Annotated in this window: 18 protein-coding genes; 9 read left to right on the top strand and 9 right to left on the bottom strand. The window is 66.6% G+C overall.

Annotation, left to right across the window (positions count from 1 at the left end; genetic code table 11):
• Positions 1-1682 (bottom strand): M1 family metallopeptidase (locus tag AC1DOP_RS21485; RefSeq protein ID WP_477253232.1); only part of this gene is annotated, 1682 nt, incomplete at its 3' end.
• Between the two features lie 195 nt (positions 1683-1877).
• Positions 1878-3104, bottom strand: coding sequence for a lysophospholipid transporter LplT (gene lplT, locus AC1DOP_RS21480; RefSeq protein WP_442123620.1), 1227 nt, complete (start codon positions 3102-3104; stop codon positions 1878-1880).
• Between the two features lie 277 nt (positions 3105-3381).
• Here lplT and AC1DOP_RS21475 point away from each other — a divergent pair, with 277 nt between their 5' ends.
• The gene (locus tag AC1DOP_RS21475; protein WP_477253229.1) at positions 3382-5220 is read left to right on the top strand and encodes a sulfatase-like hydrolase/transferase; all 1839 of its coding nucleotides are present in this window, start codon (positions 3382-3384) and stop codon (positions 5218-5220) included.
• A 33-nt stretch (positions 5221-5253) separates the two neighbouring features.
• On the opposite strand, the gene AC1DOP_RS21470 is transcribed toward AC1DOP_RS21475, so the two are convergent.
• The 3 genes from AC1DOP_RS21470 to AC1DOP_RS21460 form a co-directional block, all read right to left on the bottom strand.
• Positions 5254-6717 (bottom strand): serine hydrolase domain-containing protein, encoded by a 1464-nt coding sequence (locus AC1DOP_RS21470; protein ID WP_477253227.1) that lies wholly within the window; start codon positions 6715-6717, stop codon positions 5254-5256.
• Between the two features lie 71 nt (positions 6718-6788).
• On the bottom strand, positions 6789-7628 hold the full coding sequence (locus AC1DOP_RS21465; protein ID WP_477253225.1) for a phytanoyl-CoA dioxygenase family protein: 840 nt from the start codon (positions 7626-7628) through the stop codon (positions 6789-6791).
• Positions 7629-7660: 32 nt separating this feature from the next.
• A complete protein-coding gene (locus tag AC1DOP_RS21460; RefSeq protein WP_477253237.1) occupies positions 7661-8713 on the bottom strand; it encodes a M29 family metallopeptidase in 1053 nt (350 codons plus the stop codon).
• 134 nt (positions 8714-8847) lie between these two features.
• On the opposite strand from AC1DOP_RS21460, the gene AC1DOP_RS21455 reads away from it, so the two are divergent.
• From AC1DOP_RS21455 to AC1DOP_RS21425, 7 genes are all read left to right on the top strand, one after another.
• The gene (locus AC1DOP_RS21455; RefSeq protein WP_477253223.1) at positions 8848-9375 is read left to right on the top strand and encodes a DUF3828 domain-containing protein; all 528 of its coding nucleotides are present in this window, start codon (positions 8848-8850) and stop codon (positions 9373-9375) included.
• A gap of 148 nt (positions 9376-9523) precedes the next feature.
• A complete protein-coding gene (locus AC1DOP_RS21450) occupies positions 9524-11017 on the top strand; it encodes a hypothetical protein (protein WP_477253221.1) in 1494 nt (497 codons plus the stop codon).
• Positions 11014-12531: a hypothetical protein gene (locus tag AC1DOP_RS21445; protein ID WP_477253219.1), complete on the top strand. Its 1518-nt coding sequence runs from the start codon at positions 11014-11016 to the stop codon at positions 12529-12531. The genes AC1DOP_RS21450 and AC1DOP_RS21445 overlap by 4 nt, the downstream gene beginning before the upstream one ends.
• A gap of 26 nt (positions 12532-12557) precedes the next feature.
• Positions 12558-13022, top strand: a complete 465-nt coding sequence (locus AC1DOP_RS21440) for a hypothetical protein (protein WP_442123613.1) — start codon at positions 12558-12560, stop codon at positions 13020-13022.
• Between the two features lie 28 nt (positions 13023-13050).
• The gene (locus AC1DOP_RS21435) at positions 13051-16836 is read left to right on the top strand and encodes a tubulin-like doman-containing protein (protein WP_477253217.1); all 3786 of its coding nucleotides are present in this window, start codon (positions 13051-13053) and stop codon (positions 16834-16836) included.
• A gap of 9 nt (positions 16837-16845) precedes the next feature.
• Positions 16846-17913 carry a hypothetical protein gene (locus AC1DOP_RS21430; protein WP_477253215.1) on the top strand — a complete coding sequence of 356 codons (1068 nt, stop codon included), beginning with the start codon at positions 16846-16848 and terminating at the stop codon, positions 17911-17913.
• Between the two features lie 18 nt (positions 17914-17931).
• Positions 17932-18234, top strand: coding sequence for a hypothetical protein (locus AC1DOP_RS21425; RefSeq protein WP_442123610.1), 303 nt, complete (start codon positions 17932-17934; stop codon positions 18232-18234).
• Between the two features lie 9 nt (positions 18235-18243).
• On the opposite strand, the gene AC1DOP_RS21420 is transcribed toward AC1DOP_RS21425, so the two are convergent.
• From AC1DOP_RS21420 to AC1DOP_RS21405, 4 genes are all read right to left on the bottom strand, one after another.
• A complete protein-coding gene (locus tag AC1DOP_RS21420; RefSeq protein ID WP_442123609.1) occupies positions 18244-20304 on the bottom strand; it encodes a tetratricopeptide repeat-containing diguanylate cyclase in 2061 nt (686 codons plus the stop codon).
• A gap of 157 nt (positions 20305-20461) precedes the next feature.
• Positions 20462-22246, bottom strand: coding sequence for an ABC transporter ATP-binding protein (locus AC1DOP_RS21415; RefSeq protein ID WP_442123608.1), 1785 nt, complete (start codon positions 22244-22246; stop codon positions 20462-20464).
• Entirely contained in the window at positions 22236-23987 is a 1752-nt protein-coding gene (locus tag AC1DOP_RS21410) for an ABC transporter ATP-binding protein (RefSeq protein WP_442123607.1), read from the bottom strand. Before AC1DOP_RS21410 ends, AC1DOP_RS21415 begins: the two co-directional genes overlap by 11 nt.
• A gap of 74 nt (positions 23988-24061) precedes the next feature.
• Positions 24062-24802, bottom strand: a complete 741-nt coding sequence (locus tag AC1DOP_RS21405; protein WP_442123606.1) for a phasin family protein — start codon at positions 24800-24802, stop codon at positions 24062-24064.
• Between the two features lie 176 nt (positions 24803-24978).
• On the opposite strand from AC1DOP_RS21405, the gene AC1DOP_RS21400 reads away from it, so the two are divergent.
• Positions 24979-26259: an amidohydrolase family protein gene (locus tag AC1DOP_RS21400; RefSeq protein WP_477253211.1), complete on the top strand. Its 1281-nt coding sequence runs from the start codon at positions 24979-24981 to the stop codon at positions 26257-26259.
• Position 26260 lies beyond the last annotated feature (1 nt).

Here is a 26260-nt window from a genome sequence, read left to right as displayed (position 1 = left end):
TAGAACCAGCCGCGCCAGAACCAGTCGAGGTCCGTGCCGGAAGCGTCTTCCATGGTGCGGAAGAAGTCGGCCGGGGTCGGACGCTTGAACTTCCAGCGGCGCGCGTATTCGCGGAAGGCGAAGTCGAACAGTTCGCGGCCCAGCACGGTTTCGCGCAGGATGTTCAGCGCGGCGGTCGGCTTGGCGTAGGAGTTCGGGCCCAGCGCCGAGATCGACTCGGAGTTGGTCATGATCGGCTGCTGGTTCGCGCTCTTCATGTAGTCCACGATCGAACGCGGTTCGCCGCGCGACTGCGGATAGCCTTCTTCCCATGCCTGCTCGGCCAGGTACTGCACGAAGCTGTTGATGCCCTCGTCCATCCAGGTCCACTGGCGCTCGTCCGAGTTGACCACCATCGGGAAGTAGTTGTGGCCCACTTCGTGGATCACGACGCCGATCAGGCCGTACTTGGTGCGCTTCGAATAGGTGATCTCGCCGGTCTTCTTGTCCTTGGTCGGACGCGGGCCGTTAAACGAGATCATCGGGTATTCCATGCCGCCCACCGGACCGTTCACGGAAATCGCGACCGGATACGGATAGTCGAAGGAGTACTTATTGTACTGGTCGATGGTATGGATGATGGCCTGGGTCGAATAGCGCTCCCACAGCGGGTTGCCTTCCTTCGGGTAGTAGGACATCGCCAGCACATTGGTCGAATCCTTCTTGAAGCCCTGCGCGTCCCAGATGAATTTGCGCGAGGACGCCCAGGCGAAGTCGCGTACGTTCTTGGCCTTGAAGCGCCAGGTCCTGGTGGTGGTGGCGCGGGTCTTTTCCTTGGCTTCCGCCTCGGCCTGGGTCACGATGACGACCGGCTTGGTGGCGGTGCGGGCCTGTTCCAGGCGCTGGCGCTGGGTGGCGGTGAGCACGTCGCCCGGGTTCTGCAGCTCGCCGGTGGAGGCCACGATGTGGTCGGCCGGAACCGTGACGGAGACGTCGTAGTCGCCGAATTCCAGCGTGAATTCGCCGGTGCCGAGAAACTGCTTGTGCTGCCAGCCCATCACGTCGTAGTAGGCGGCCATGCGCGGGAACCACTGGGCGATCTCGAACAGGTCGTTCTTGTCTTCGTCGAACTTCTCGTAGCCGGAGCGGCCGCCGAGCACCTTTTGCTCGTTGATCTTGTAGCTCCACTCGACCGAGAACGCGACCTTGGCGCCAGGCTTCAGCGGCTGCGGCAGGTCGATGCGCATCATGGTGCGGTTGATGACGTAGTGGAGCGGGGCGCCATTGGCGTCCTTCACCGACTTGATGTTGAAGCCGCCGTCGAAGCTGCGCGCGGTCATCAGCGACTGCATCGCGTCGAACTTCATGCCGTCGTCCGGACCGCGCGGCTTGTCCCAGGCGTCGCGCGAGCGGATCGTGGCGGTGGTGCGCGAATCCGAGTTCGGCTTGTAGATGTTCTGGTCGAGCTGGACCCACAGATAGGTCAGCGTGTCAGGGGAATTGTTGTGATACGTGACCGTCTCGGCACCGGTGATCGCACGGTTTGCTTCGTCCAGCGTGGCGCGGATCGTGTAGTCGGCGCGCTGCTGCCAGTAGGCCTGACCCGGTGCGCCGGACGCGGTGCGGATCGTGGTCGGCGTCGGAAGCAGTTCGTCGAGCTGGCGGAACTTGTCGTCGAAAGGTTCCGCTGCGATTGCGGACATGGTGAGGCATAGCGCCGCCAAGCTTATCGGCAAACGTATCATATTTACCCTGCAATAGAGGTTGAAAAGAAGAAAATATTCTAGTCTTACCTCTAGAACAAGGGTCCGCTTGATTTGTAACAAGCTTGTTACAAAGCACTAAAATGCCAAAATGTGGCGTTTTGGATACTTTTGTTGCTCTAAATATGCATATGTTTATGCGCGGCGTGCCGCATTCGCCACCGTGCGTAAATAGAGGGTGGCAAGCGCAATCAGGATGCCCAGCAGTACCAGCACCGTATTCATCCCCAGCTTGACCTGCAGCGCAAACGCATAGCTGGCCGTCATCGCCAGGATGGCCAGGTTTTCGTTGAAGTTCTGCACCGCGATCGATTGCCCGGCGCTCATCAGGCTGTGGCCGCGGTGCTGGAGGATGGCGTTCATCGGCACCACGAACAGGCCGGCCAGCACGCCGATCCCCAGCAGCATGGGCAGCGCGACCTGCAGCGTATGCACCAACACCATGGCGCACAGGCCGACGCCCATCACGATCCCGACCGGCATCACCGACATCGAGCGCACCAACGGCACCGTCTTGCCGGCGATCGCGGCGCCGATCACGACGCCGAAGGCGAACACACCCTGCAGCGCGGCGGCCTTGTCCAGTCCCAGGCCGAGGGCCGACTGGGCCCAGGCCAGCAACAGGATCTGCAGCACCATGCCGGCGCCCCAGAACAGCGAGGTCACGCCCAGCGAGACGCGGCCTTCGCGGTCGCGCCACAGGGTCGAATTGCAGCGGTAGAAATCGAGCAGCAGCGAAGGAATCGAACGGCGCGGCCTGGCATAGCGCGTGCCGGCGTTGACGATGCACAGGTTCAGCACGCCGGCCACGAAATAGGTCAGCACGATCACGAACACCGCCGCGCTCACCGGCGTGTCGGCGATGCCGCCGTGGGCCGGCGCCAGCCGCAGCAGCCAGGCGATCGTGTGCTCGTTGGCGGAGATCAGGCCGCCGAGGATGGTGCCGAGAATCATCGAGACCACGGTGCTTCCCTCGATCCAGCCGTTCGCCGCCACCAGGCGCGGCGCCGGCAGGACCTCGGCCAGGATGCCGTACTTGGCCGGCGAATAGGCGGAGGCGCCGAAGCCGACGATGCCATAGGCAAGCAGGGGATTGGCCTTGGCCAGGATCAGCGAGCAGCCGAACATCTTGATCGTGTTCGTCACCAGCATCACCCGGCCTTTCGGAAACATGTCGGCGAAGGCGCCGGCGAAAGGCGCCAGCAGGATATAAGAAAGCACGAAACCCATCTTCAGCATCGGCGTCATCCAATCCGGAAACGCGAGCGTCGTGACCAGCGACACACACAGGATGAACAGCGCGCTGTCGGCCAGCGAGGAAAAGAACTGGGCTCCGACGATGGCGAAGAAGGCTGGTTTCATGAAATCGGCCGGTAGTGGAGTGCCTTATATATCACAGCCTTGCTGGGCTCCGTTTTCGCTTGGATCACGCACGGCATCTACGCCAGGCGGAACGGGCGCGGCCGCGTCAGCGTGCATGGGGTGGACCTAAGGAGGTGTGAGATGCGGCTACGGGTGGCGAACCAGGCAGAACGGCATTTCGTTGCTTTTTGACACTAAATGTTGTCAATCCGTTGTAGGAAACGTCCTACGAAGGTATATTCCATTTCCGTCTCATGGTTACATCGGTGGCAAGGATATGAACATCAATAAGGTACACGCCGACAGGCACGGCGAATACCTGGCGCTTGCGGTGATTTACGGTTTTTCTGTCGCAAACGTCCTGAAAATCAAGCAGGCGACCCTGGACGACGGCGGATACCGGATCGTCAGTCGAATCGCTGGTCAGAGCGAAGCCCTTATCGGGTGGCTGCCCCGGCTGCATTTTTACGCGGCCGATGTTCTGCTTATGCTGGGTGTCGTTCCTCTCATGCTCGTGTGCATGGCCAGATTCGTCAGGCCGGTGATCTTTGCGCGTGTCGTTCTGCTGCTGTCCTTGAGCCTGGTCGGCTTGTCATTCGTGAATATGAATGCCTTGGGCATTACCGGCAAATTCTTTTCTGTCGACCAGATTGCGCCGATGTTGACCTGGGTGCAGGAGCGTCCAGAAACTATTTCCGAGTACGTCTCCATTTCCGCGCTGTCCAAACTGGGGCTGGTGCTGGCTCTCATTTTTGCCGTATATCGCCTTCGACAGTCGTCCCTGTTTTCATCCTTCACGTCGGCGCCGGTCCTGCTGTTCACGGTGGCATGCATCGCGAACCTTCTTTCGGCCTATGCCTGGAAAACGGATGACCTTCCGAATACCCCTTTTCATGCCTCGGCAGCCATCCGGATGAGCGAAGCCCTGCTAGTCAAGGACACGATCAAGATATCGCAGGACGATCTGAACCGAAGCGTCGAACGCCTCGCCTATGCATGCGAAAAACCGGACGCACCTGGGCGTGGTGCCAAGCATGAGGGCAGGCGGAACTTCGTGCTGTTCATCATGGAGACGGTTCCCTACGAGCTGTTCATCGGCGACAAAATCGCAGATACCGGCACCTTCGGCGAACTTGGGAAATCCGGATACAAGGCGACGAACCATTATTCGACCTATCCCTTCACGAGCTATGCGCGGTTTTCCATTTTTACCGGACTGTATCCTGCGTATCGACTGGAAAAGACGCTGCCGCTCGGCACGGAGCATCCCTACCGCAGCTTTTTCAGCGTGCTCGCCGACGACGGCTACGATTTCAAGGTCTTCGATCCAGTGACGAAGCGCTACGAAATCGACGACTGGCTGGTGCATCAGGTGGGAGGCCAGGTGGTTGGTGCAGATATCGACGGCAGCATCAAGGAAAAGGACGATCGCGTTCTGGGCAAGATGCTCGAACAGATCGCCACGGCGAAAAAATACGGCCAGCCTTTTGTGTATGCCATCCTGCCGCAGATAACGCATGGCCCCTGGCTTCCCGAAGGCGCATCGAAAGAAGCGCTGTACGAGGAAGGGCGCAGCCGGCTGAGGCAACTGGACGCCAGCCTGGCGGCCGTTGTCGGCGCGCTGAAAAAGAGCGGGGCATACCAGGATACCGTTATCGTCGTCACCGCCGATCATGGCTTGAGGACGAGGAAAGAGGCGGGGTTCCTGAAGACCGGCGTGCTCAACGAGGTTTCCTATCACGTCCCGATGCTGATCCACGATCCGCGAATGAACAAAAGCGTCGAGATCGATGCGCCGACGAGCCATCTGGATATCTCGCCGACGCTGCATTGCCTGTATGGCTCGAAGCCAGGCCGGATCGACACCCAGGGACGGATGATCACGTCCAATCGCCCACGCACGCTGTATTTCGGCGGCGCCTGGTATCACGGCAGCGATGGAATGTGGGATGGCAGCGCCTTCTACAGCTACAACCATCAATTGAACATGCTCTGGAAAGCGGAGGCCTTCGATTTCGACGAAGGACTGCCGCTGCGCGATGCCGCAGAGTTCGATCGCATAGCCGCCCTCATGCAGCGCCAGGGCAGTGTTCAGGAAGCTTTGCTGGCCAGGTAAACGCCTGCCGGCGCGAGGTGCTCAGCGCCCCGCTCAGTGCTTCGGCACCTTGGCGCTGCGTTTGAAGGGAAGATCGAAGGAACCGGCATGCAGGCGGCCCGCCGGGCTGCCATCCTTCGCCATGCGCAGCTCCAGCTCGCGCGACAGCACGAACAGCACGGCCGGCGACGCCGATGCGGCATACAGCGGTTCGACCGAACCTTCGCGCAGCCCCAGCACGAGCTGGCCGTCCTGGTCGGTGATCTCGAAGTTGCCCATTCCCTTGATCTCGTAGGTCCCGACCAGCGCCTTGCGCTTCGCGGGCGACAGCGCGACCGCCTTGCGGACCGCGGTCTGGTTGCCGGGCCAGCGGTATTCGAAGGCGGCGGCGCGCAAGATGCCCTGGGCCAGGTCGTTGCCGCCTTCGCCATTCGTCATCACCACCACGCCGTCGCCCTGCCCGAGGTAGGCCAACAGCACATCCTGGTAACCCATATTGCTGCCGCCATGGCCGAAGGACAGGCTCGGGCCCTTGCCTTCGATGCCGAAGCCGAGCGCGTAGCCGTTCTTCACCGGCTCGAGCATGGTGCGCGCCATCGCCGGCGAGAGCAGGGCTTGTCCCGATGCGTCGGCATTGCGCTGCACGCCGAGGATGAAGCGCGCCAGATCGCTCGGCGTCGTCCACAGGCCGGCCGCCGCGAGTTCGGGGTAGGTGTAGGGACCGCCCTTGTAGGGTTCGCCCTTGGCGTCGTGCGGCATGGCGGCGCGCGCCAGCTGCGCCGCCGGCAGCGGCTGACTGAAACCGCTGTCCTTCATGCCGAGCGGCGCGAGCACCGTCTCGGCCAGCAGCTCGGGAAAGGGCTTGCCGGCGCGGTCGATCATGGCCTGCTGGACCACCGTATAGCCGCCGCCGGAATACGTCCAGGCCTGGCCGGGCGGATTCTCGATGCGTATCGGCTTGGTATTCGCCGGCGGCTTACCGTCCAATACCTGGACCAGGGTCGGCACGGCGGCATCATGCGCATAGCCGGGGAAACCGGAGACCGAGGTGCCCGCCGTGTGCGACAGCAGCTGGCGCAGGGTGGCATGGGCGCCTTTCGGGCCGGGCGGCAGCTTCCAGGTACGCAGTTCCGTGTTGATGTCGGCATCCAGCGCGAGCTTGCCTGCCTCCACCATGCGCAGCGCGGCGAGGGCGGTGACGGGCTTGCTGATCGAGGCGGCCTGGAACAGCGTCTCCGGCGTCACCGGCTGGCCATCCTTCGAGGCGAGGCCGTAGCCCTTGGCCCAGGCGATCTTGCCGTCGCGGATGACGGCGATGCTGACGCCCGGGACGTGCAGGCGCTGCATCTCGTCGACCAGGGTCGCGGTCGGCACCGGCTTGCCGGCCAGGACGATGGCGGGGCGCAGGGCTTGTTCGATGTGCCCGATGTCGGCGCCGTCGTCCGCCAGCGCGGGAATGCAGGCCAGCAGGCTCGCCAGGGTCAGGACGGTCTTGTTGCCGGATTTCAAGTTCTGCATTCGGGCTCCAGGGAATGGTTGCTCAGCAGCGAACCATTATCATTGGAGCATGTATTTGCTACAAGAAAAACTTAGCCGAAGCCGCGTACGGGGAAGCGCTCGTCGCGCTGGATCCAGTTGCGCGACGAGTACGCGGTGCGCGCATCCGTCACATGCAAGGTGAAGGCATGCCGCGATACAGGTGAACGATTCGGCGCACTGTAATGCGGCAGCAGCCCATGGAAGCACACCAGGCTGCCGGCCTTGGCCTCCAGCGGCACCGCGGTGGCGTCGTCCGGCCACGGCGTCGCGTCCAGCTTTTCCATCGTGATCCGGTCGCCGTCGCGCAGGAAGCGTTCGCGCAGCGGGCCGCGGTGGCCGCCCGGCTCGACCCACAGGCAGCCGTTGTCGATGGTCGCGTCTTCGAGCGCGAACCAGAAGGTGGTCACGCTGATCGGCGTCGAGTCGAAGAAGGTGGCGTCCTGGTGCCAGCGCACTTCGCCGCCGATACCGGGCTGCTTGAAGATGTACATCGATTGCCAGACCTGGGGCTGCTCGAGTCCCAGCTCGCGCGCCACCGCTGCCAGTTTCGCGTCGCGCGTGAAGGCTTCGAAGACCGGATCGAGGTCGTGCATGGCGTGGCCGATCTTGTTGATCGACAGGGCCTTGGCCTGCTTCAGCTGGCCGTTCGCGTCGAAGGCTTCCTCTTCGAAGAAGCAGCGCACCGTGTTGTCCGAGCCGAGGAACCAGGCGTCGCTGGCGTTTTCCTGGTCGCGCGTGGTGAAGACGACGCGGGACTCCATTGGGTCGAAGGCGTCGACGATGGCTTCGGCGCGGGCGCGCAGGCCTGCGATCTCGTCCGGCGTCTTGAAATTCGGGATGACGAGGTAGCCGTCGCGCTGGTAGCGGTCGCGCTGTTCCTGGGTCAGCATGGTGGCAGGCTCCGTTGAGTAATCAAGGCATTCTACGCCGCCGACACCGTCCAGCCGCCGTCGGCATACACCCGCTCGTCGTCCAGGTACACCGCATCGGTCACCACGAACACGTCGATGTGGTAGCGCGCATCCTTGCGCTTGAATCCGGGCTTGGCGTACACCCCGTGCTTGGCGCCCAGCGACAGGTGGATGCCGCACATGCGCTCGTAGGTGCCGATGTCGTCGACCCGGCGCTCGCGCGAGAAGGCGCGGTTCATGCCGAAGCCGAGTTCACGCACCCAGACCTCGCCCTCGTCGCGGCGGATGATGTCCAGCACCTGCTGGAACCCGGGCGTCACGTTCTCCGCACCGACCACGCGGCCGCGCTCGATCACCAGCGTGATCGGCGCCTCCGGACGGTTCACCAGATAGCTGGTATCGCCGAACACGTGGACCTGGGCGCGGCCGTTGACGGCTTCAAGGGCGCGCGCCTCGGTGAACACTTCGCCGATCGGGAACTGGCCGCCGACGTTGTTCATCGCGCTGTAGTCGCCGACATTCAGCTTGGCCGATTCGAAAGGCGAATCGAATACGAGCACGGCGTCGCCGCCATGGACTTCGGCGCGCGAGGCGGTATCGATGCGGCGCTTTAGCGCATGGCCGACGCCGCGGAAGTACCGAGGATCGTAGGCCAGCGACTCGATGTAGTGCTCGCCCTGTGCCCCCGGCATGCGCGACAGGTGCACGTGCTCGATCACCTTCAGTCCCAGCTTGAACAGCTCCACGCGCAGGCGGAAGCCGTCGAGGCGGAAGTTGGTCGATTGCACCAGCACCACCAGGTCGCCCGGCGCATAGGTCTTGAACGCCGTGAGGACCGCATCCGGCGTGACGGCGTCGAAGTCGATGAAGCCGGCCTCGGGCAGGTTGCGGCGGTAAGCCTCCATCAGGGCGCGCGACAGGCCGGTCCGGCGGTCGAACACGACCAGTGCGCGCATGCCCAACCCGTGTTCGAGCGCGATCGCGAGCACGTCGCGCAGGTGCGCGGTGGCGGCGTCGATGGCGGAGGAGGGCAGGTCGGGATTCGGGAGCTCGATGGCGTTCATGGCGTCGGACGATGGGAGGCAACCCGTCATTATAGCCTTGCCCCGGCCGTCCGGATGCCGGCGGCAGTGCTTGCGGCAGCTCACGGACACGAGGCCGGCTTTGCTGCACAGTTTGCCTGTCGGGGAGTCTTATCATGTTGATTCTAAAAGGAAAATTTCCTTTCTTTAATTTATTTCCGCTGCTGCTGGCGTTGCTGCTGGCCGCAGGCTCGCCTGCGCAGGCGGCCGAGGCCAAGGCGGGCGCGGTCGCGCCGGACGTGGTGGCGGCCGAGTTCTACGGCTGGTACCTCGAGGCCCTGAGCGCCGACCAGGATCCGCTCAGCGACCGTTACGACACCTTCACCCGCTACGTGACGAGGGAGCTGGCGGCGCGGCTGGTCGAACGGCTGCAGGGCGGCCGGCTGCCGCAGCGCGATTACTTCACCCAGTCCACCGGCTACCGGCCGGCCTGGCAGCGCAGCGTGCACGCGGCCACCATGCGCCGGCGCGCCGCCGCCGCCGATGTCGTCGTCACCCTCGGCGGCGGCGGGGAAACCGGCGAGGACCACGGCCCGCGCCAGGTGCTGGCCTTGTCGATGGTGCTGGAGAACGGCAGCTGGAAAATCCGCCAGGTCGTGTCCGTCGATGCGTCCAGAAGTTCCGCTGAACAGCCCGCCATTTGATCCCTGAAGCACTGCCGCCCGCTCCTTTCGTGAACGGGGCGCCATGGCGCCCATGCTGGCGCTATGATTCCAAAAGCACAACGGCCCCAGGAATGGAGCGGGCCGTCGCGTTTTTGACGACCGACAGCGGGGGACAATGGCAAACCCAGTGGCATACCGATGGGAAACTCCGGCCAGTGTCTGGCTGGAAAACGAGAACGGGCAGTTCGAGCTGGCCGCCAGCGAAGGCCTGGGTCGGATCGACTGGAGCACCCATGCGCGCGGACGCATGGCCGACTTCGCGCACCTGCTCGGCGCCTCCCTCCCTTCCTGCGATGGCGGGAGCTGCGAGCACTCGTCCATCTATCCGGAAGGCTTCTCGTTCTGTCCCGAATGCGGGTGCCCCCTGGAGCGCCTGGCCGGACGCCAGCAGCGCCGCCCCGACTGGTGGGGCCCGCATGCCGACCAGCTGCTGCCGCGCCATGTGCCGCACGGCCTGCCCGTCACCTCGCTGCCGCTCGGCGACAGCCTGGAGGAACGTCCCGCCGCGCCTCACATCGGCCGCTTCGACACCTCGATGCCGCCGCCGCCGAACGCCCAGTGCGTGTTCATCGCCGCCGGCTACGGTTTTCCGGAACAGCGCCTGCTGGCCCTGGCACCGGGGCGCGGCGTGCTGCAGTACTGGGATCCGCTGGGCGCGCTGTGGCACGTGCTGGTGCCGGAAGAGGGTACGGCCGACCTGCGCTTCGGCGCCTCCGACTACGGCTGGCTGCCGGCCGTGGAGCCGCGCCGCGGCGAAGTCGGCCTGGTGCCGACCGCCCAGGGCCTCTACCGCCTGTGGATCAATCCGATCAACGAAACCTACCGCCTCGAACCGGTGCTGGCCGCGCCCCTCGTCGCCGCGCCCGGTCTCATGCGGCGCCAGCTCGCCTGCCTGGTGCGCGGGAATGCCGGCGTGCTGGTGCTGGCCTCGCTGGATGCCGACCTGGCGCCCGGCCCGCAGTATGCATGCGGCGCGCTGCCGCTGTCCGGCTGGAGCCGGCCGATCGCCTACGATGGCCAGTTGTCCTGGCTGCATGACGAAGGCCAGCTGCTGTGGCGCCCGGGCGAGGCGCCGCGCTTCCTGCCCTGGCCCGACACCTGGCTGCCGCGCCTGCAGTTCGGCGGCCCGACCCTGAGCCGCGACGGCCGCATGTGGCTGATCGGGCACGACGGCCAGTCCTACTGCTTCCTCGAACTCGGGACGGAGAAGCCGCAGCGCGAGCCTATCGACGGCGCCCGCCTCGGCTTTGCCAACCTGCTGTTCCGGCGCGGCCATCCGGTGGTCGACGAGCCCTGGTCCGGCGAACACGTCGAAGACCAGAACGAAGACGATTCCCTGGTGCTGCCGCTGCTGCGCAGCTTCAACAACAACCGCAGCCAGCCCAGCGGGCTGGTGCTGCGCTTCCACAAATACACCGGCCGCGCGGAAGACGCGCTGGCCGACCGCGTGATCGCCCGCACCACGGTCGAATGGATAGGACGGCGCAACGTCATCCTCGACGAGATCGCACGCCTGTCGCGCCCGCTCGAGTGCCTGCCCTTCGTGTACGCCAACCATCTCTGGCTGCACCACCCAGACTGGAACCGGATCCGCGGCTGGAACCTGGAAGAGCCGTCGTGAGGCGCGCGCTCGCCTCACTTGCCACACGGTTGGCGACGCTTGCCGGCCTGCTCGGGCCGGCAGTGCCGGCCTTCGCCATCCCGCAGGTGGTGCTGGTGCAGAACTCGGGCTGGATGGAGCCCTTCTACAGCGATCCGGCGTCCGCCTTCAAGCCGCTGGTGACGGAACTCGTCGCCAGCGTGGTGCAGCCCGGCGACGCCCTGGTGCTGGCCGCCTTCAACCAGTCGCTGCCGGGCGCGCCATCGCCGAAAGGGTTGCTGTCCGAGCAGGCCGACCCGAAGACCCTGCATGCCCACGTAGAGGCGGCGCTGGCCGGTTTGCAGACCGCGCGCAAGCCAGGCGCGGGCAGGTCGGGTGGCGCGGCCCTCGCCGACACCGACCTCGGCGAAGCCGTCGACGCCGCCCTGAACCAGGTCCTGGGAGGCAAGCCCGGCCTGATCTGGCTGGTGACGAACAACCGCAACAGTCCCAACAACGACCAGGCGACCGCCGCGCGCAACCGCGAGTTCTATGCGCTGATCCACCGCGGCGCCGCGATCGACAAGGCGCTGGCCTTCCCGCTGCGCATGCCGGTCAAGGGCGAGCACTACAGCGCGAACGGCCTGATGGTCTACGTGTTCGCGGCCGGGAAGGAAGGCGCCCGGGCGCTCGATGCCCTGCTGGCGTCCGGCCGCGTGCAGCGCGTGATCACCGAACCGCCGGCGCGCCTGAAACCGCTGGACCGCGACACCGTGCGCCTGGTGCCGCGCCGCGTCGAGGGCGCGGCCGGCGTCGCGCTGGCGATGGATGCCGGCGGCCGCCTGCATGCCGACGTCGAACCGGACGCGGTGGCGCCGAGCACCCGCATCCAGTGGCAGCTGGAGAACACGATTTATCCCTACACGATCGCCGGCGCCACCATCAGCGCGCGCTCGATGCTGGCCGGCGAGAACCGCCCGATCGAGCTGGCACGCAGCAGGATCGACCAGCTGGCCCCCGGCAAGGCCGAGCCGCTGGCGTCCAGCATGCAGCTGCCGGTGGCCAGGCTGCCGGGCAAATGGTCGATGGAGGCGATCAGGTCGGCCGGCTCGGCCTATGTGCTGCCGGGACGGATCGAACTGCACCTGGCCGGCCAGAAGCTGGTGCTGTCGCAGGCTTTCCGCGAACGGATGGCGGCGCTGTTCCCCGGCGATCCGCTGCCCGAGATCTTCACGCCACCAAGCGAGATCCAGGCCTCGACCGCTACCTTGCCGCTCGAAGTAAGGGTGCACTACGGCTCGGGGCCGCTGGTGGCGCTGATCGGCGCGGCGCTGGCCCTGCTGGCGGCGGGCGCCGGCGCAGCGTACGCCTATGCCCGTCCGCGCCGCGTGCAGCTGACCGTGGAGGACGAGCTGCGCATCATGCACACGCGCGCCGGCGCCACCCAACCGATCTACGACAAGGCGGGCAGGGAAGTGGCCCGCCTGAAGACGACGCTGTTCGGCCACCAGCTGATCGACCTGCGCGAAGGCGCCCAGGTCAGGCTGGGGCGATAGAACGAGAACAACCCCGAGAGGACCCCATGCAAGATCAGAAAACAAGTCCAACGTCGACCGACCCCGGCTTCAAGCTGCCGGCCCAGACGACGCCCACCACGCCGCAGGACGGGATGCCGAAGACGGCGCCCGATACCGCCAGCCAGCCGGTCGAGATCGCGCCGGGAGGCGCCACCAACACCAGCGCGGCGCCGCTGCGCGACACCTCGGCGCGCGACCTGGCCATCGGCGGCGCGGTGTTCGTGGTGCTGCTGGCGATTTACTTCTTCGTGCGAAACGCCTACGTGCACCACCTGGTCGTCAGGCGCGTGGCGCCGTCCTCGGCCGGCAGCGCGGGCTGGCTGATGTTCGTGGGCCTGGCCTTCCTGTCCTTCGCCGCGGTGCTGGCGATCATCAACGCGGCCAAGTACCTGACCCTGGCGATCACGGGCCCGCTGGTCGTGATCGGCGTGCTGGCCCTGATAGCGGCTTTGCTCATCGGCCGTCGCTAAGTGTACAAAATAAGTAAGGAAGCATGACATGGCAGATTTTCCCGATCCCTCGGCCCTGAACACCACCGGTGCAGCCGGCCGGGCCGAACTCAAAGTCGACCTGCGCCCGACCCTGTTCATCGGCGCCGGCGGCACCGGCATGGAAGTCATGATGCGGATCCGCCGCCGCATCCTGTCGGCGGTCTGGAACCGCCAGCACCCGACCCGCGTGGAGTCGATCGCCGACTTCCCGGTGGCGCGCTTCCTGCACTTCGACCTCGACAACCAGGCCATCATCGACGAAGGCAAGTCGCAGCGCACCGACCCCTGGTTCGAGCTGGTCAAGCTGACCGACGAGGAGCGCCTGGTCGAGCCGCTCGACCTGCCGCAGTACCACGAGTCCGACGACAGCCTGGCGCGCTTCCCCTTGATTGAACAATGGATGCCGCTGCGGCCGAAGAAGCTGCGCTCGCTGGGCATCGACCCGTCCAAGGGCGCGGGCCAGATCCGCGCGCTGGCGCGGCTCTACCTGTTCGACAAATATCCCAAGCTGAGGGGACGCATCAAGGGCGCGCTGAACTTCCTGAGTTCGAACGCCGGCATCGAGCGCAAGGAGAATTACCAGCGCCTCGGCCTGCAGGTCGATACCAGCAAGTTCCGCATCGTCGTCATCGCCTCCAATGCCGGCGGCACCGGGGCCGGCAGCGCCATCGACCTGGGCTGGATCGCCAAGGCCATCGCAAGCCAGGAGGTATCAAGCAGCCAGGTCGACCTGGTGATGTTCCTGCCTTCGGGCTATGCGAAGGCCAACAAGGAGCGCACCGAGGCCAATGCCTACGCGACCCTGATGGAGCTGGAGACCAGCATGCGCGACATGAATGCGCGCGTGCAGTGGATGGATCCGGACAGCGTGGTCGGCCGCGGCGCGCCCTTCGACGACGTCTATTTCGTCGATACCGCCAACCTGGCCAACAAGGCGACCCAGGATATCAAGGACGTCTACCAGATGGTGGCGGACACCCTGTTCGAGGATTTCGCCTCGGCCGATTTCGCCAACCGCAAGCGCTCGGTGGCGGTCAACCAGCAGCAGCACAAGCTCGGACCCTACAATCCGCGCGTGCCGGAACAGCGCTTCGGCGACATGCGGCTGTCCTATTCGAAGGTGTACTCGGCCTTCGGCCAGGCCGTGCTCGACACCCAGCAAAGCTTGCGCGACGATATCCGCGCTTACGAGCTGGCGGCGCTGATGGTAAAGGCCTTCTTCGGTCTCGCCAGCACCGACGGAACGGCAGCGCGCCGCGCCACCGATGCGGAACGCGACAGCTTCATGCGCGAGCAGATGGGCATGGGGGAGCATCCCTTCTCGGAATTCCCGGACTTCCGCAAGGGCACGGTGGACGTCACGCCCTTCCAGGAATACGCACTCACCGACATGCTCCTGATGGACAAGGACCAGCGCTCGCTGCTGGAACGGGTCGAAAGCAAGGTGCAGCTCGAGATCGACCGCATCATGGCGTCCTACGACCTCAAATTGTGGCGCGAGAAGGTGGTCGAGCTGCTGCCGAACCTGGAGCGCGACGCCATCCGCGAAGCCGGCGCCACCGCCGAGACCAGCGAAGACCGGATCAAGCGCAAGACCGGAGAACTGCTCGGAGAACTGAGGTTGAACGTGCGCGGCCGCCTCTACATGCTGCTGGACGACCGCAAGCAGGGTGGGCTGGAATTCGTGCTGTCGCTGCTGGAGCAGGTGAAGGCGAGGCTGGCCCAGCGCGACCTCGCCAACGCCCAGCGCAACGGCAAGCGCTACCGCGACATCCGCGATGCCCTGCGCACCCGCCAGGTCGAGGAATCGCTGAACAACCTGTCGCAGGCCTCCGGCCGCCTGTTCGGCAAGGATGCCCAGTCGCGCGAGGTGATGAATCACCTGAAGCGCGACATCGCCGACTACCTGCGCTTCCATCTGCTGGCGGTGGCATCCGGCCAGACCATCGATGTCATGAACAGCATGTCCGCCTGGCTCGGCAACCCGCAGGGCACCGACGAGCAGGGGCAGGCGCAGTGGAGCGGCATCGCCGGCGAATTCCAGGACGGCCGGCGTTCGGTCCAGGCCATGCTGGCCGCCTGCGACCAGCGCATCGGCCAGTTGCGCGCCGACGCCCGCCAGGAACACGCCACCTACATCAAGCTGGCCAGCGACGTGCTGCCGCAGCCGGTCCGTCTCACCAGCGACGTCGGCGGCTGGGCCGAAGAAGTGCTGCTGGAATTCGGCGGCTCGGCCAAGCTGTTCCCGCAGCTGGGCGACGAGCGCCTGCGCGCCGATCTGCTGCTGAAGCTGTTCCGCCGCGCGCAGACCCAGCTGTCGACGATGCAGGCGGCCGGACTGGAGCCGGCGCAAAGCATCGATCCGCTGCTCGAGCGCCTGAACGCCATGTCGCCCCAGGAGCGCCACCGCGTGTTCAGCGAATGGATCAAGAGCAGCATGCCCTGGATTAACGCGCGCTTCTCGGCCGAGTTCACGCCCAGCGCCGACCAGTTCAAGTGCTTCATCGGCGTCGGCGACCCATCCGCCTGGCGCAAGCTGGAACCCGAGATCCGCGCCGCCGTGCCGACCGGCTTCCTGCACGGCGACGCGGTCGCCATCGTCAACACCGGCGAGCCGGGGAGGGCGGTCTGCTACATCGAACTGTCCGGTTACCCGATGACGGTGCTGCGCGGCCTGCCGACCTGGCGCGCTTCCTACCAGATCGAGAACCCGAAGATCCCGACCCACCTGCATTTCGACTCGACCCGCTTCCGCCATCCGATCTCGCCTTCGATGGACGAGCTGAACCGCCTGGCCGACGACTACGAATGGTTCCTCCAGGCGGTGGCGCTGGGCGTCATCCGCCGCAAGCAGGATGCGGGCGACCGCGAGGCCGCCTTCCAGCCGCGCGGGCAATACCTGTTCGAGGTCGAGCCGGGTTCCGGCGAATGGCTACAGATCGGCAACGAGTACGCGATCCGCTCGAACGGCCTGCCGCCCTACTACCGCGAGCAGGTGATCGCCGGCGTGCGCCAGCGCCTCGGCACGATGGGCCCCTGCCGGCTGGCGCTGCTGGCGGCGCTGATGCGCCACTACCAGCTGCGCGTCTACGAGCCCAAGCTGGAAGTCGACGAGACCGGCGCCCAGCTGCCTTCGCCCTCGCTGCCGACCATCACCGCACGGCGCCTGTACGACCAGTGGATGCGGCGCGCCGCGACCATCCAGCCGGAGCTGTCGCCGGCCCAGGTCGAGGCGGCGCTGGCCCAGCTCGACCTGTGGAGCGAGACGGTGCCGGATTCCGCCAGCGACGCCTACCAGTGGGAAGTCGAGCGCCCGAGCGACAAGCGGGTGGTCCGGCCGGAGTTCCTGGCCAGCGAGGCGCGCGCGCTGCAGGCGCTGGAGCGGCGCTCGTCGGCGCCGGCCGTGGGCGGCCTGGCGGCGATGGAGTTGGCACATGCGGCGCACGCGGCGCCTGCCGCCGCCACCATCGTCAGTCCCTCGATGCCGGCGGCGCCGGCGGCGGCCGGCGTGCATCCGGCCGGCCTCGGACCGGCGGCATTCGTCGTCGGCGCGACCCCGATGTCCGCGCGCTACAAGCTGTTCGTGAACGGCGCCCAGCGCGGCCCGTATGCGCTGGGAGAGGTGGCGCAGCAGCTGGCGCGCGGCGAGATCGACTCCGGCACGCGCATCTGGAACATGCAGTGGAACCCGCGCCTGGACAAGTGGAAGACGGTCGGCGAGATCCCGGAACTGGCGGACGGTATTGACGCCGCGATCCCCGATCCGGACGACGGGATCCCGGATCCGCAATAAGGGAGCGCCGTGCAAGACGAAGCGATCTACCGCTGTATCAACGAGACCTGCGGCCGGCCGGCGCCGCGGCCCGTGAACTACTGTCCCTGGTGCGGGACGGCGCAGGCGCACGCCGGTACGCGCACACCGTCGGCCGCGACCGGCTCCGCCGCCGCGGTCGCTGCGGCCGCAGGGGCGAGCGCGGCGGCATCGCTGTCCGGCTGGTCGGATGCGCCGCCGCCCGCCATCGCGCCGGAGATCAAGCCCGAAGCAAAGCCCGAGTTCAAGCCGCCCGTGCCGCCCACCCCGAGCGCGACCGCCTTCGGCCACAGCGCCAAGGGCGCTTCCACACCGCCGCCTCCGCCAACGCCACCGCCAGCGCCGCCGCGCCAGGAAGTCCCACGCCCGCCATTGGCCGCGCACCCGCCCCGGCGCAAGCCGATCCGACTGCGCTGGTGGGTGCTGGCGCTGGTCGTGCTGTGGGGCGTGTGGTTGATGGCCAAGCCGTCGACCAAGAAGATCGACCGCCGCATCGACGCCGCGATCGCCCTGGCGCGCGAGTGCAAGGGCAGCGATGCCCAGGCCGAGCTGATCGCCCTGCGCAAGACCCGCGCCACGCCGGAACAGCTGCAGCGCCTGCAGCAGGCGCTGAACGACGAAGCGGCCATTTGTACGAAGCGGCGCCAGCGCGCCAGGGCATGGAGCGAGACCAGCGCCGCGGTCGAATCGGCGCTGGCGGCGGCCGGCTGGGACAAGGCACTCGCTCGCCTGCAGGCGTTCACGAAGCGCTGGGGCGAGGACGAGGACACGCGCGCGATGAAGGAAGGCATCGAGGCCGCACGCCGCGACGCCGCCCACCCGCTGGCCGTGCCGCGCAGTGCCGCCGGTTCTTCGGGCGGCGGGGCGACCGGCGCCGGTGGCGGCGACAAAGCCCAGTCCGCGTACAATCTGATCCAGAGCGCGCAACGCGACATGGCGAACGGCAATTACGGTGCCGCGGCCGACAAGATGACGCTATGCCTGACCATGGTCGATGCCGGCAACCGCGAGTGCCGGGCACTGAAGACCCAGGCCGAGCAGCAGGCAAAGTTCCCGTAACCGGAAAGGAGGAGTAGCATGAATCGCATATCGACTACAGCCATTTTGCTCGCGGCCTTGCTGGCCGGCTGCAATCAATCGACGTCCGGCGACGGCATCGGCCCGGCCCAGAAGGCCGGCAAGGCGGTCGACGATGCCGGCGCCAAGGTGCAGAGCGCGGTCCAGGACCAGGTGGTCAAGGCCGATGCGGCCGCCGAGAGGGCGCGCGACAAGGCGAAGGAAGCGGCTGCGGAAGCGAGCCGCAACCTGGATCATGTGACGGCGAAAGTCGGAGAGAAGGTCGAGAAGGCGGGCGAGAAGATGCAGGAAGCGGCGCGCTGAACGCTCGGCTCAGGAAACCGCCCGCAGCTCCGGCCAGTTGCCCTGCACCACAGACAGCTCGACGCTGCCGGCGCGCCACGCAGCCTCGATGTCCTGCTCGATCTGCTCCATGCTCATGCCGGTCTCGTGGGCGAAGCCCTGCACGCCGTAGGCGCGGTTGCGGCCGTGGCCCTTGGCCAGGTAGAGCGCCATGTCGACCAGGTTGACGGCGCGTTCCCAGGACATCGACTTGCCGCCCGGCGCCAGCGGGAAGGGCGCGAAGCCGATCGAGACGTTCACCGACAGCTGGATGCCCTGGTAGTCGATGGTGCGGGCCGGGATGCCGCTCAGCAGGCGGCGCGCCACATCGTCCAGGCTGCCGCGTGGTACCGCCGGCAGGAAGGCCAGGAATTCCTCGCCGCCCCAGCGCACGATCATGTCGGTCTCGCGCAGGATCTCGCGCAGGGCGTCGGAAATCTCGCGCAGCACCGCATCGCCGGCACCGTGGCCGTAGGTGTCGTTGATGTGCTTGAAGTGGTCGACGTCCATCAGGTACATCGCGCTGACCATCTCGTCGTTCGCGGAGGACGGGGCAATCTCCTGCTGGCCGCGCATGAATTCCTGGAAGTGGCGGCGGTTGTACAGGGCGGTCAGCGGATCGCGTGCGCTCTGCTGCTTGAGTTCCAGGTTCTTTTCTTCGAGCTGGGCGTTGGCCTGGCGTACCTTGCGGTAGAAGAAGTAGACGATCACCGAGGACAGCGCGAATACCAGCGCCAGCAGCCACCACACGCGCTGCTGCAGGCGGCGGTTGTCGATCTCGGTGGTCTTGACCTGGTTTTCCTGGCGCAGCAGCTCGATCTGGCGCTTGGCCTTGTCGGCCTCGTACTTTTCCTGCAGCTCCATCACCGCCTTCTGGCGCCGCTTTTCGAACAGCTCGTTCGACAGGGTGCGCTCGCGATGGTAGGCATTCAGGGCGCCGGGCAGGTCGCCGGCGCGCTCCAGCGCGTCGCCGTATTCGGCCAGCACGGATTGCAGCTGTGGCTTGTCGCCCGACTTCTCGTACCAGGCCATGCCTTCTTCGATGCTCTGCTTGCCTTCGGCCAGGCGGCCGAGGGCCAGGTAGGCCTGGCCGATGTTCACGCGCGCCGTCGCCATCGAGCTTTCTTTATTGATCAGGCGCGCCTGTTCCAGCGCCTGCTGGCCGTAGGAGAGGACATTACGATAATCCTTCTCCTTCAGGTAGAAGTCGGAGAGATTGACCAGTGCGGTCGCGACCATCGGGCCGGCGCCGATCTTGCGCTCCAGTTCCACCGCCTCCAGCAGGGCCTTCAGTCCGCGCCGGGTCTGGCCGGAGTCCATCGACAGCGCGTACTCGGTAATCTTGAGCGTCGCCAGGCGCCCCGGGGAGTCGATGCTCTCCGCGGCGCGGTAGGCCTCCTTTAGCGCGTCGAAGCCTTTTTCGTATTCGCGCATCTGGTCGTACAGATTGGCCAGCGAGTTGTAGGCGATCACCATCAGCATCGGCTGGCCGCTCTCGCGTGAGAGGTTGGCCGCAGCCTGCAGCCTGGTCAGCGCCATCGGGAAGTTGCCGTCCTCGCCGAAGGACTGGCCGGAAGAGATGGTGACGCGCACCCGCAGGTCCATGTCGCGGCTGCCGGCAGCCAGCTTTTCCGCCTGCCAGATCAACTGGTGGGACAGGGCCAGTTCGTTCATCGAGAACTGCACATAGCCCTTGGCCAGCAGGCCGCGCGCGGTGATCGTGTTGTCGGCATGCTGCTGGCCGAGCTGGATCAGCTCGTCGCACAGCCTGTCGGCGACGTCGTTCTGGCCCAGGCTGTTGTGCGTCTTGCAGGCAAGGTCGAGGAAGGCGGCTTTCTCGGCCAGCGGCGCGGCGCGGCTTTCCCGCTCCAGTTTCATCAGCTGCGGCAGGGCGCGCTGCGGAACGAAGCGGCCCACGTCCTGGAGCGCGGCAAGGCGCTGGGCCAGCGGCGCGGGAGCGTCGGCGAAGGCGAGGCTGGATGCCAGGAATAGCGCCGCCAGCAGCCCGAGGCTGCGCCGGTGATGCGATCCACGATGGTGGCCTGCCAACATAGTTCCTCAGGGCGTGACGGTCGTCCCGTGCGGGACTCAGCCGGTCATTGTACGCCGCTTGCTACAAAGAAATACATATTTTCCCGGGCATATGCGAAAAAGCTACATATGTATTCCATCGGCTCATGGGCTGTATAGACAGGCGCTATCCCCTTGTTCAAACCGCCAGCTGCTGCAGCAGGTAGAGGCGCTGGTACAGGCCGCCTTCGATGCGCATCAGCGCCTCATGGCTGCCGGCTTCGCTGATGCGGCCATGGTTCAGCACGATGATGCGGTCGGCGTCGCGGATGGTCGACAGGCGGTGCGCGATGGCGATCACGGTCACCTTGCCGCGCAGCCCGACCACGGCCTGCTGCACGATCTGCTCGGTCTGGCTGTCGATGCGCGAGGTCGCTTCGTCCAGCAGCAGGATGCGCGGCTTTCCGGCCAGGGCGCGCGCGATCGCGATCAGCTGCTTCTGGCCGGACGACAGGCGCGAGCCGCCTTCGCCCAGCGGCGTGTCGTAGCCCTGTTCGAGCGCCACGATGAAGTCGTGGGCATGGGCGGCGCGCGCCGCGGTCTCGATCGCCTCATTGGAGAGTCCGCGCCCCATGTCGATGTTCTCGCGCGCCGACGCCGCCAGCAGGAAGGGATCCTGCGGCACCAGCCCGACCTCGCTGCGGAAGCGTTCGTTGTCGATGGCGGCCAGCGGCTCGCCATGGATCTCGATGCTGCCGTTCCGTACCGGGTAGTAGCGCAGCAGCAGCGACAGCAGGGTCGACTTGCCGCTGCCGGTATGGCCGACGATGCCGAAGAAGGCGCCCTGCGGGATCTCGAGCGACAGGTGGTGCAGCACGGTCTGGCCTTCGACGTAGGCGAAGCTCAGGTCGCGCACCTGTACCGCCGGCGCATGCGGATCGATATTCGCCGGACCATCGGCCGGACGGCCGCCGCTGCCCGTACGCCTGCCGTGTTCGGGTGCGTTCGTCTCGTCCAGCAGGGCCGCCACGCGCGCGGTCGCCACCACCGCCTGCTGCAGGCCGCTGAACTGCATCGTGATCTGGATGAGCGGCTCGACCACCCGCGCGATATAGCTGATGAAGGCGTACAGCACCCCGACCTCGACCGCGCCCATGCTCTGGCGGCCGAAGCTGAAGATCACCACCGCCAGCAGGATCACGTTGAGGAAGTCGAGGGCGGGGCGCAGCAGGAAGGCATTGGCGCGCAGCTCGGCCACGCGCGCCGTGTAGTGCTGGTCGTTGGTGGCGGCGAAGCGCTCGCCGAAGCGGTGCTGGGCATTGTTCGCCTGCAGCACGCTCATGCCGCCGATCGATTCCGCCATCTGGGCGTTGATGTCGCTGCGCAGGGCGCGGGCGCGGGTGACGGCCGGCGCGGAAAGGCGCTGGTACAGCCAGATGATGCCCAGCACGGCCGGCAGCAGGGCCAGCACGATCAGCATCAGGTGCCAGTCGAGCCAGGCCATCGCGATCGAGGTCCCGACCAGCACGATGCTACTGTCGAGGATCACGAACAGCACCTGGATATACAGGGTCTTCACCGCCTCGGTGTCGTTGGTCACGCGGCTCACCAGCTGGCCGGTGATGGCGCGGTCGAAGAAGGCCATCGGCAGGCGCAGCACGTGGCCGTACACCCATTCGCGCAGGCGCTGCACCGAGCGCATCGCCAGGCCGGACAGGCGCACCAGCTGCAGGAAGCGGATCCAGGACGCGGCCCAGCCGGTGACCAGCACGCCGCCCAGCAGCAGTGCCATGCGGGTCCAGTCGAGATGATGGGGCAGAAGGTGTTCGTCGATCAGCTTCTTGCCCAGCAGGGGGCCGAGCACTTCGAGGCCGGCGGCCAGGATCAGCCAGCCGGTGGCCCAGACCAGGTGGGCGCGGTCCGGATGCGCGGCGCGGCGCAGCAGGCCGGCCGCCTGCTTCGCCTGGGTATTTTTATTGAACATCGAGGCTCGCCTCCAGTTGTTGATAGCGCCACTGGCTGGCGTACCAGCCGTCTTCGGCGAGCAAGGACTCGTGGGTGCCGGATTCGACGATGCGGCCATCCTTCAGCACGATGATGAGATCGGCCTTCACCACGGCCGACAGGCGGTGGCTGGCGATCACCGCCGACAGTTCCGGGCGATTCGCGCGCAGTTCGTCGAGGTGTTCGAGGATACGGGTCTCGGTGCCGGTGTCCACCGCCGACAGGGCATCGTCGAGCAGCAGCAGCGGGCTTTGCGCCAGCAGCGAGCGCGCGATCGCCACGCGCTGGCGCTGGCCGCCGGACAGGGTGATGCCTTTTTCGCCGACCGGGGTGTCGTAGCCGTCCGGGAAGCGCAGGATGTCGTCGTGGATGTCGGCCATCTTCGCCGCCTGCTCGATCGCGGCGCGCGAGGCGCTCGGACGTGCCAGTGCGATGTTCTCGGCGATGGAGGCCGAGAACAGGAAGGATTCCTGCGGCACCCAGCTGATCCCGGAACGCAGGGTGGCAAGCAGGTATTCGTCCAGCGCGTGGCCGCCCCAGGTGACCGTGCCGTGCTGGGGCTCGGCCTGGCGCAGCAGCACCCGCAGCAGGGTCGACTTGCCGGCGCCGGTGGGGCCGACCAGGCCCAGGGTCTGCCCCGGCGCCAGGCTGACCGACACCTGCTTCAGCGCCGGCTTCTCTTGTCCTGTGTAGGCAAAGCTCACATTGCGCAGCACCAGCGGCCCGCGCGCCAGCACGTCGACGGTGCCGTGGTCGTCGACCGTGAGCGGCGCATCCAGCAGCGGCTGCAGGCGCGCCAGGGCGGCGCGTCCGCGCTCGATCAGCGACAGCACCCAGCCGGCCGCGAACATCGGCCAGATCAGCTGGCCCAGGTACATCGTGAAGCTGGTCAGCGAACCGATGGTGAGCTGGTCGTTCCACACCAGGTAGCCGCCCAGGCCGAGGGTCAGGCCGGTGGCCGCGGTCAGGGTCAGGCCCACCGCCGGCTCGTAGGCCGCTTCCCATTTCTGGGCCGCCAGGCTGGCGTCGGCGGCGCGCGCGGCCAGTTCGCCGAACTGCTTTGCGCTGCGCTGTTCCAGGCCGAGGGCGCGCAGGGTGCGCACGCCGCTCAGGGTTTCCTGCACGTGGTCGTTGAGGGCGGAAAAGCGCTTCAGCGAATCGCTGGACGCGGTGTGGATGTGGCTCGAGATGCGCCAGAAGGCCAGCGCCATCAGCGGGAAGGGCAGCAGGGCGATCAGGGTCAGGCGCCAGTCTACGCCGAGGAACATGATCCCCAACACCATGACCAGGGTGAGGGTGCCGTCGAAGCCGGCCAGCATCGCCTCGCCGGCGGCCTGCTCGATGGCGTCGACGTCGTTGGTGGCGAGCGCCATCAGGTCGCCGGTGCGCTGGCGTTGGTAGAAGGCCGGGCCCTGTGCCGACAGCCGCGCATACAGCCTGGTGCGCAGCTCGACCCCGAGGCGGTAGGCGGCGGAGTACAGGCGCAGCCGCCAGGCCACGCGCAGGACGTAGATCGCCAGCCCGAGGCCGAGCAGCTGCAGCAGCTGGATCGTGAGTTCCTGTCCCTGGATGCGGTGCGCCGCCAGGGCGTCGATGGTGGCGCCGACCTTGCGCGGCACCAGCACCGAGCACAGGGCGACGCCGAACAGCATCACCGCCGACGACGCATACGAACGCCAGTGCCGGCGTACGAAGCCGCCGATCAGCCTTGCCAAACCCATTGCGTGTCCCGTTATTCGTTCTTGTTGCGAGGACCGCTACTGTACTATTTTTGGCAGGGGCCTGCCCTGGCTGCCTACTTCCTGCGCGAGTTGCGCGGCGGCCTGGCCGGGGCGATGCTTTCCGGCGGCGTCACCGGCGGCAGTTCGACCTTCGCTTGTGCTTCCAGCGGCACGGTGGAGGCGAGCGGATGCTCGGCGCCGGCCGGCATGGGCGAGACCTCGTGCAGTGCCTTGGCCAGCGGCTTCGGCTCGGCCGGCGGGAGGTCGTCGGCGATGGCGGTCTCGATGGCGGCTTCGGCCTGGGCCAGCCGGGCGTCGGCGGGCGCGGCTTTCGGCTGGGCGGCATCGAGCGCGGCTTCGGCATGCGCGGCGCCGATGTCCACGGCCGCGGCGGCGATCTCGCTGGTGATGGTGGCCGCATCGGCGGTGGCGATCGAGGCCTGTTCCATGATCTGCGAGTAGCTGGTCGGGACGTTGGCGGTCGGCGCCGGCGTGGCCAGCAGCGGGATGGTGGCCGGCAGCGCACGTGCGCCGACGGCGAGGCCGAACAGTTCGCGGCCGTAGGAGAACAGGGTATGCCATTGCCCTTGGGCGTCGGCGCCAAGGGCCATCAGGTCGCGCGGTTCGCGCGCTTCGAGCAGGTGCTTCACGGTGCCGGCCGCCTGTTCGATCGATGCGCGCGAGGTGCGCACGTTGAGCGCGGCGATCTGGCCGGCACTGTCGAGCGCACGGGCAGTAAGCTTGCGGAACAAGTCGAGCTGGGCTTCCCATTGAGCCTGGCGGACGGCGGACAACTGGTCGGAAAATGGAGTCATCTGGATCCCTTTTTATTCAGTTATGACGCACTGCAATAAAGCCTAGTGTAAAGCTGTTCGGTAGTGTTGGAAAGAAGTATTTTGTGTTGTTTTTGCAAGGAAATCTTGCGTCGCAGCATAGTTTCTTAATCCAGATCATTGACAGTACAATCAATTACCTCATCGGGAGACCGTATATGGACTTAGTTATCCGCAACGCCACCCTGGCCGATGGCCGCCATTCCATGGACATCGCCATCGACGGCGAACGCATCGCCGAGGTCGGCCCGCAACTGGCGCTGACAGGCAGGCGCGAGATCGACGCCGGCGGCGACCTGGTGAGCCCGCCCTTCGTCGACGCCCACTTCCACATGGACGCCACCCTCAGCTACGGCCTGCCGCGCGTGAACGAGTCCGGCACCCTGCTCGAAGGGATCGCGCTGTGGGGTGAACTGAAACCGCAACTGCTGCAGGAAGACCTGATCGAACGCGCGATGCGCTACTGCGACTGGGCGGTGGCGCGCGGCCTGCTGGCGATCCGCACCCACGTCGACGTCTGCGACGACCGGCTGCTGGCGGTCGAGGCCCTGCTCGAGGTGAAGCGGCGCGTGGCGCCTTACATCGACCTGCAGCTGGTCGCCTTCCCGCAGGACGGCCTGCTGCGCAGCCCCGGCGCCTTCGACAACCTGAAACGTGCGATCGCCATGGGCGTGGACGTGGTCGGCGGCATCCCGCACTTCGAGCGCACCATGGCGCAGGGCGCGGAATCGGTGCGCCTGCTGTGCGAGTTCGCAGCTAGGCAGGGGCTGATGGTCGACATGCACTGCGACGAGACCGACGATCCGCTGTCGCGCCACATCGAGACCCTGGCCTTCGAGACCCAGCGCCTGGGGCTGCAGGGCAGGGTGACCGGCTCCCACCTGACCTCGATGCATTCGATGGACAACTACTATGTCAGCAAGCTGCTGCCCCTGATTGCCGAATCCGGCGTGGCGGCGATCGCGAACCCGCTCATCAACATCACCCTGCAGGGCCGCCACGATACCTATCCGAAGCGGCGCGGCATGACCCGCGTGCCGGAGCTGCTGGCGGCCGGGGTGCCGGTTGCCTTCGGCCACGATTGCGTGATGGACCCCTGGTACGGCCTCGGTTCCGGCGACATGCTGGAGGTGGCCCACATGGGCCTGCACGTGGCCCAGATGACGGGCCAGGCCGCGATGCGCCAATGCTTCCAGGCGGTGACGGAAACGCCTGCGCGCATCCTCGGCCTGCGTGACTATGGTATCGCCCCCGGCTGCCACGCGGACCTGGTGCTGCTCGACGCCGGCAGCCCGGCCGAGGCGATCCGCCTGCGCGCTGCGCGCCGCCTGGTATTGCGCCGCGGACAGATCGTCAGCGAAGCGCCGCCGGCACACGCCAGCCTGCGCCTGCCGGGCCGGCCAGGCGTTGTAAATTTCCGTTTGACACGCAAGGAGTAAG

It is taken from the genome of Massilia sp. 01N410, from assembly GCF_056399665.1.
The sequence above is the reverse complement of the archived record's forward strand: the minus strand, read 5'-3'. Positions and strand labels throughout refer to the sequence as shown.

Coding starts and splice junctions, on each gene's coding strand:
- AC1DOP_RS21410 (WP_442123607.1), bottom strand. CDS start 23,987: ATGGGTTTGGCAAGGCTGATCGGCGGCTTCGTACGCCGGCACTGGCGT.
- AC1DOP_RS21475 (WP_477253229.1), top strand. CDS start 3,382: ATGAACATCAATAAGGTACACGCCGACAGGCACGGCGAATACCTGGCG.
- AC1DOP_RS21425 (WP_442123610.1), top strand. CDS start 17,932: ATGAATCGCATATCGACTACAGCCATTTTGCTCGCGGCCTTGCTGGCC.
- AC1DOP_RS21435 (WP_477253217.1), top strand. CDS start 13,051: ATGGCAGATTTTCCCGATCCCTCGGCCCTGAACACCACCGGTGCAGCC.
- AC1DOP_RS21465 (WP_477253225.1), bottom strand. CDS start 7,628: ATGCTGACCCAGGAACAGCGCGACCGCTACCAGCGCGACGGCTACCTC.
- AC1DOP_RS21455 (WP_477253223.1), top strand. CDS start 8,848: ATGTTGATTCTAAAAGGAAAATTTCCTTTCTTTAATTTATTTCCGCTG.
- AC1DOP_RS21470 (WP_477253227.1), bottom strand. CDS start 6,717: ATGCAGAACTTGAAATCCGGCAACAAGACCGTCCTGACCCTGGCGAGC.
- AC1DOP_RS21460 (WP_477253237.1), bottom strand. CDS start 8,713: ATGAACGCCATCGAGCTCCCGAATCCCGACCTGCCCTCCTCCGCCATC.
- lplT (WP_442123620.1), bottom strand. CDS start 3,104: ATGAAACCAGCCTTCTTCGCCATCGTCGGAGCCCAGTTCTTTTCCTCG.
- AC1DOP_RS21420 (WP_442123609.1), bottom strand. CDS start 20,304: ATGTTGGCAGGCCACCATCGTGGATCGCATCACCGGCGCAGCCTCGGG.
- AC1DOP_RS21440 (WP_442123613.1), top strand. CDS start 12,558: ATGCAAGATCAGAAAACAAGTCCAACGTCGACCGACCCCGGCTTCAAG.
- AC1DOP_RS21400 (WP_477253211.1), top strand. CDS start 24,979: ATGGACTTAGTTATCCGCAACGCCACCCTGGCCGATGGCCGCCATTCC.
- AC1DOP_RS21415 (WP_442123608.1), bottom strand. CDS start 22,246: ATGTTCAATAAAAATACCCAGGCGAAGCAGGCGGCCGGCCTGCTGCGC.
- AC1DOP_RS21405 (WP_442123606.1), bottom strand. CDS start 24,802: ATGACTCCATTTTCCGACCAGTTGTCCGCCGTCCGCCAGGCTCAATGG.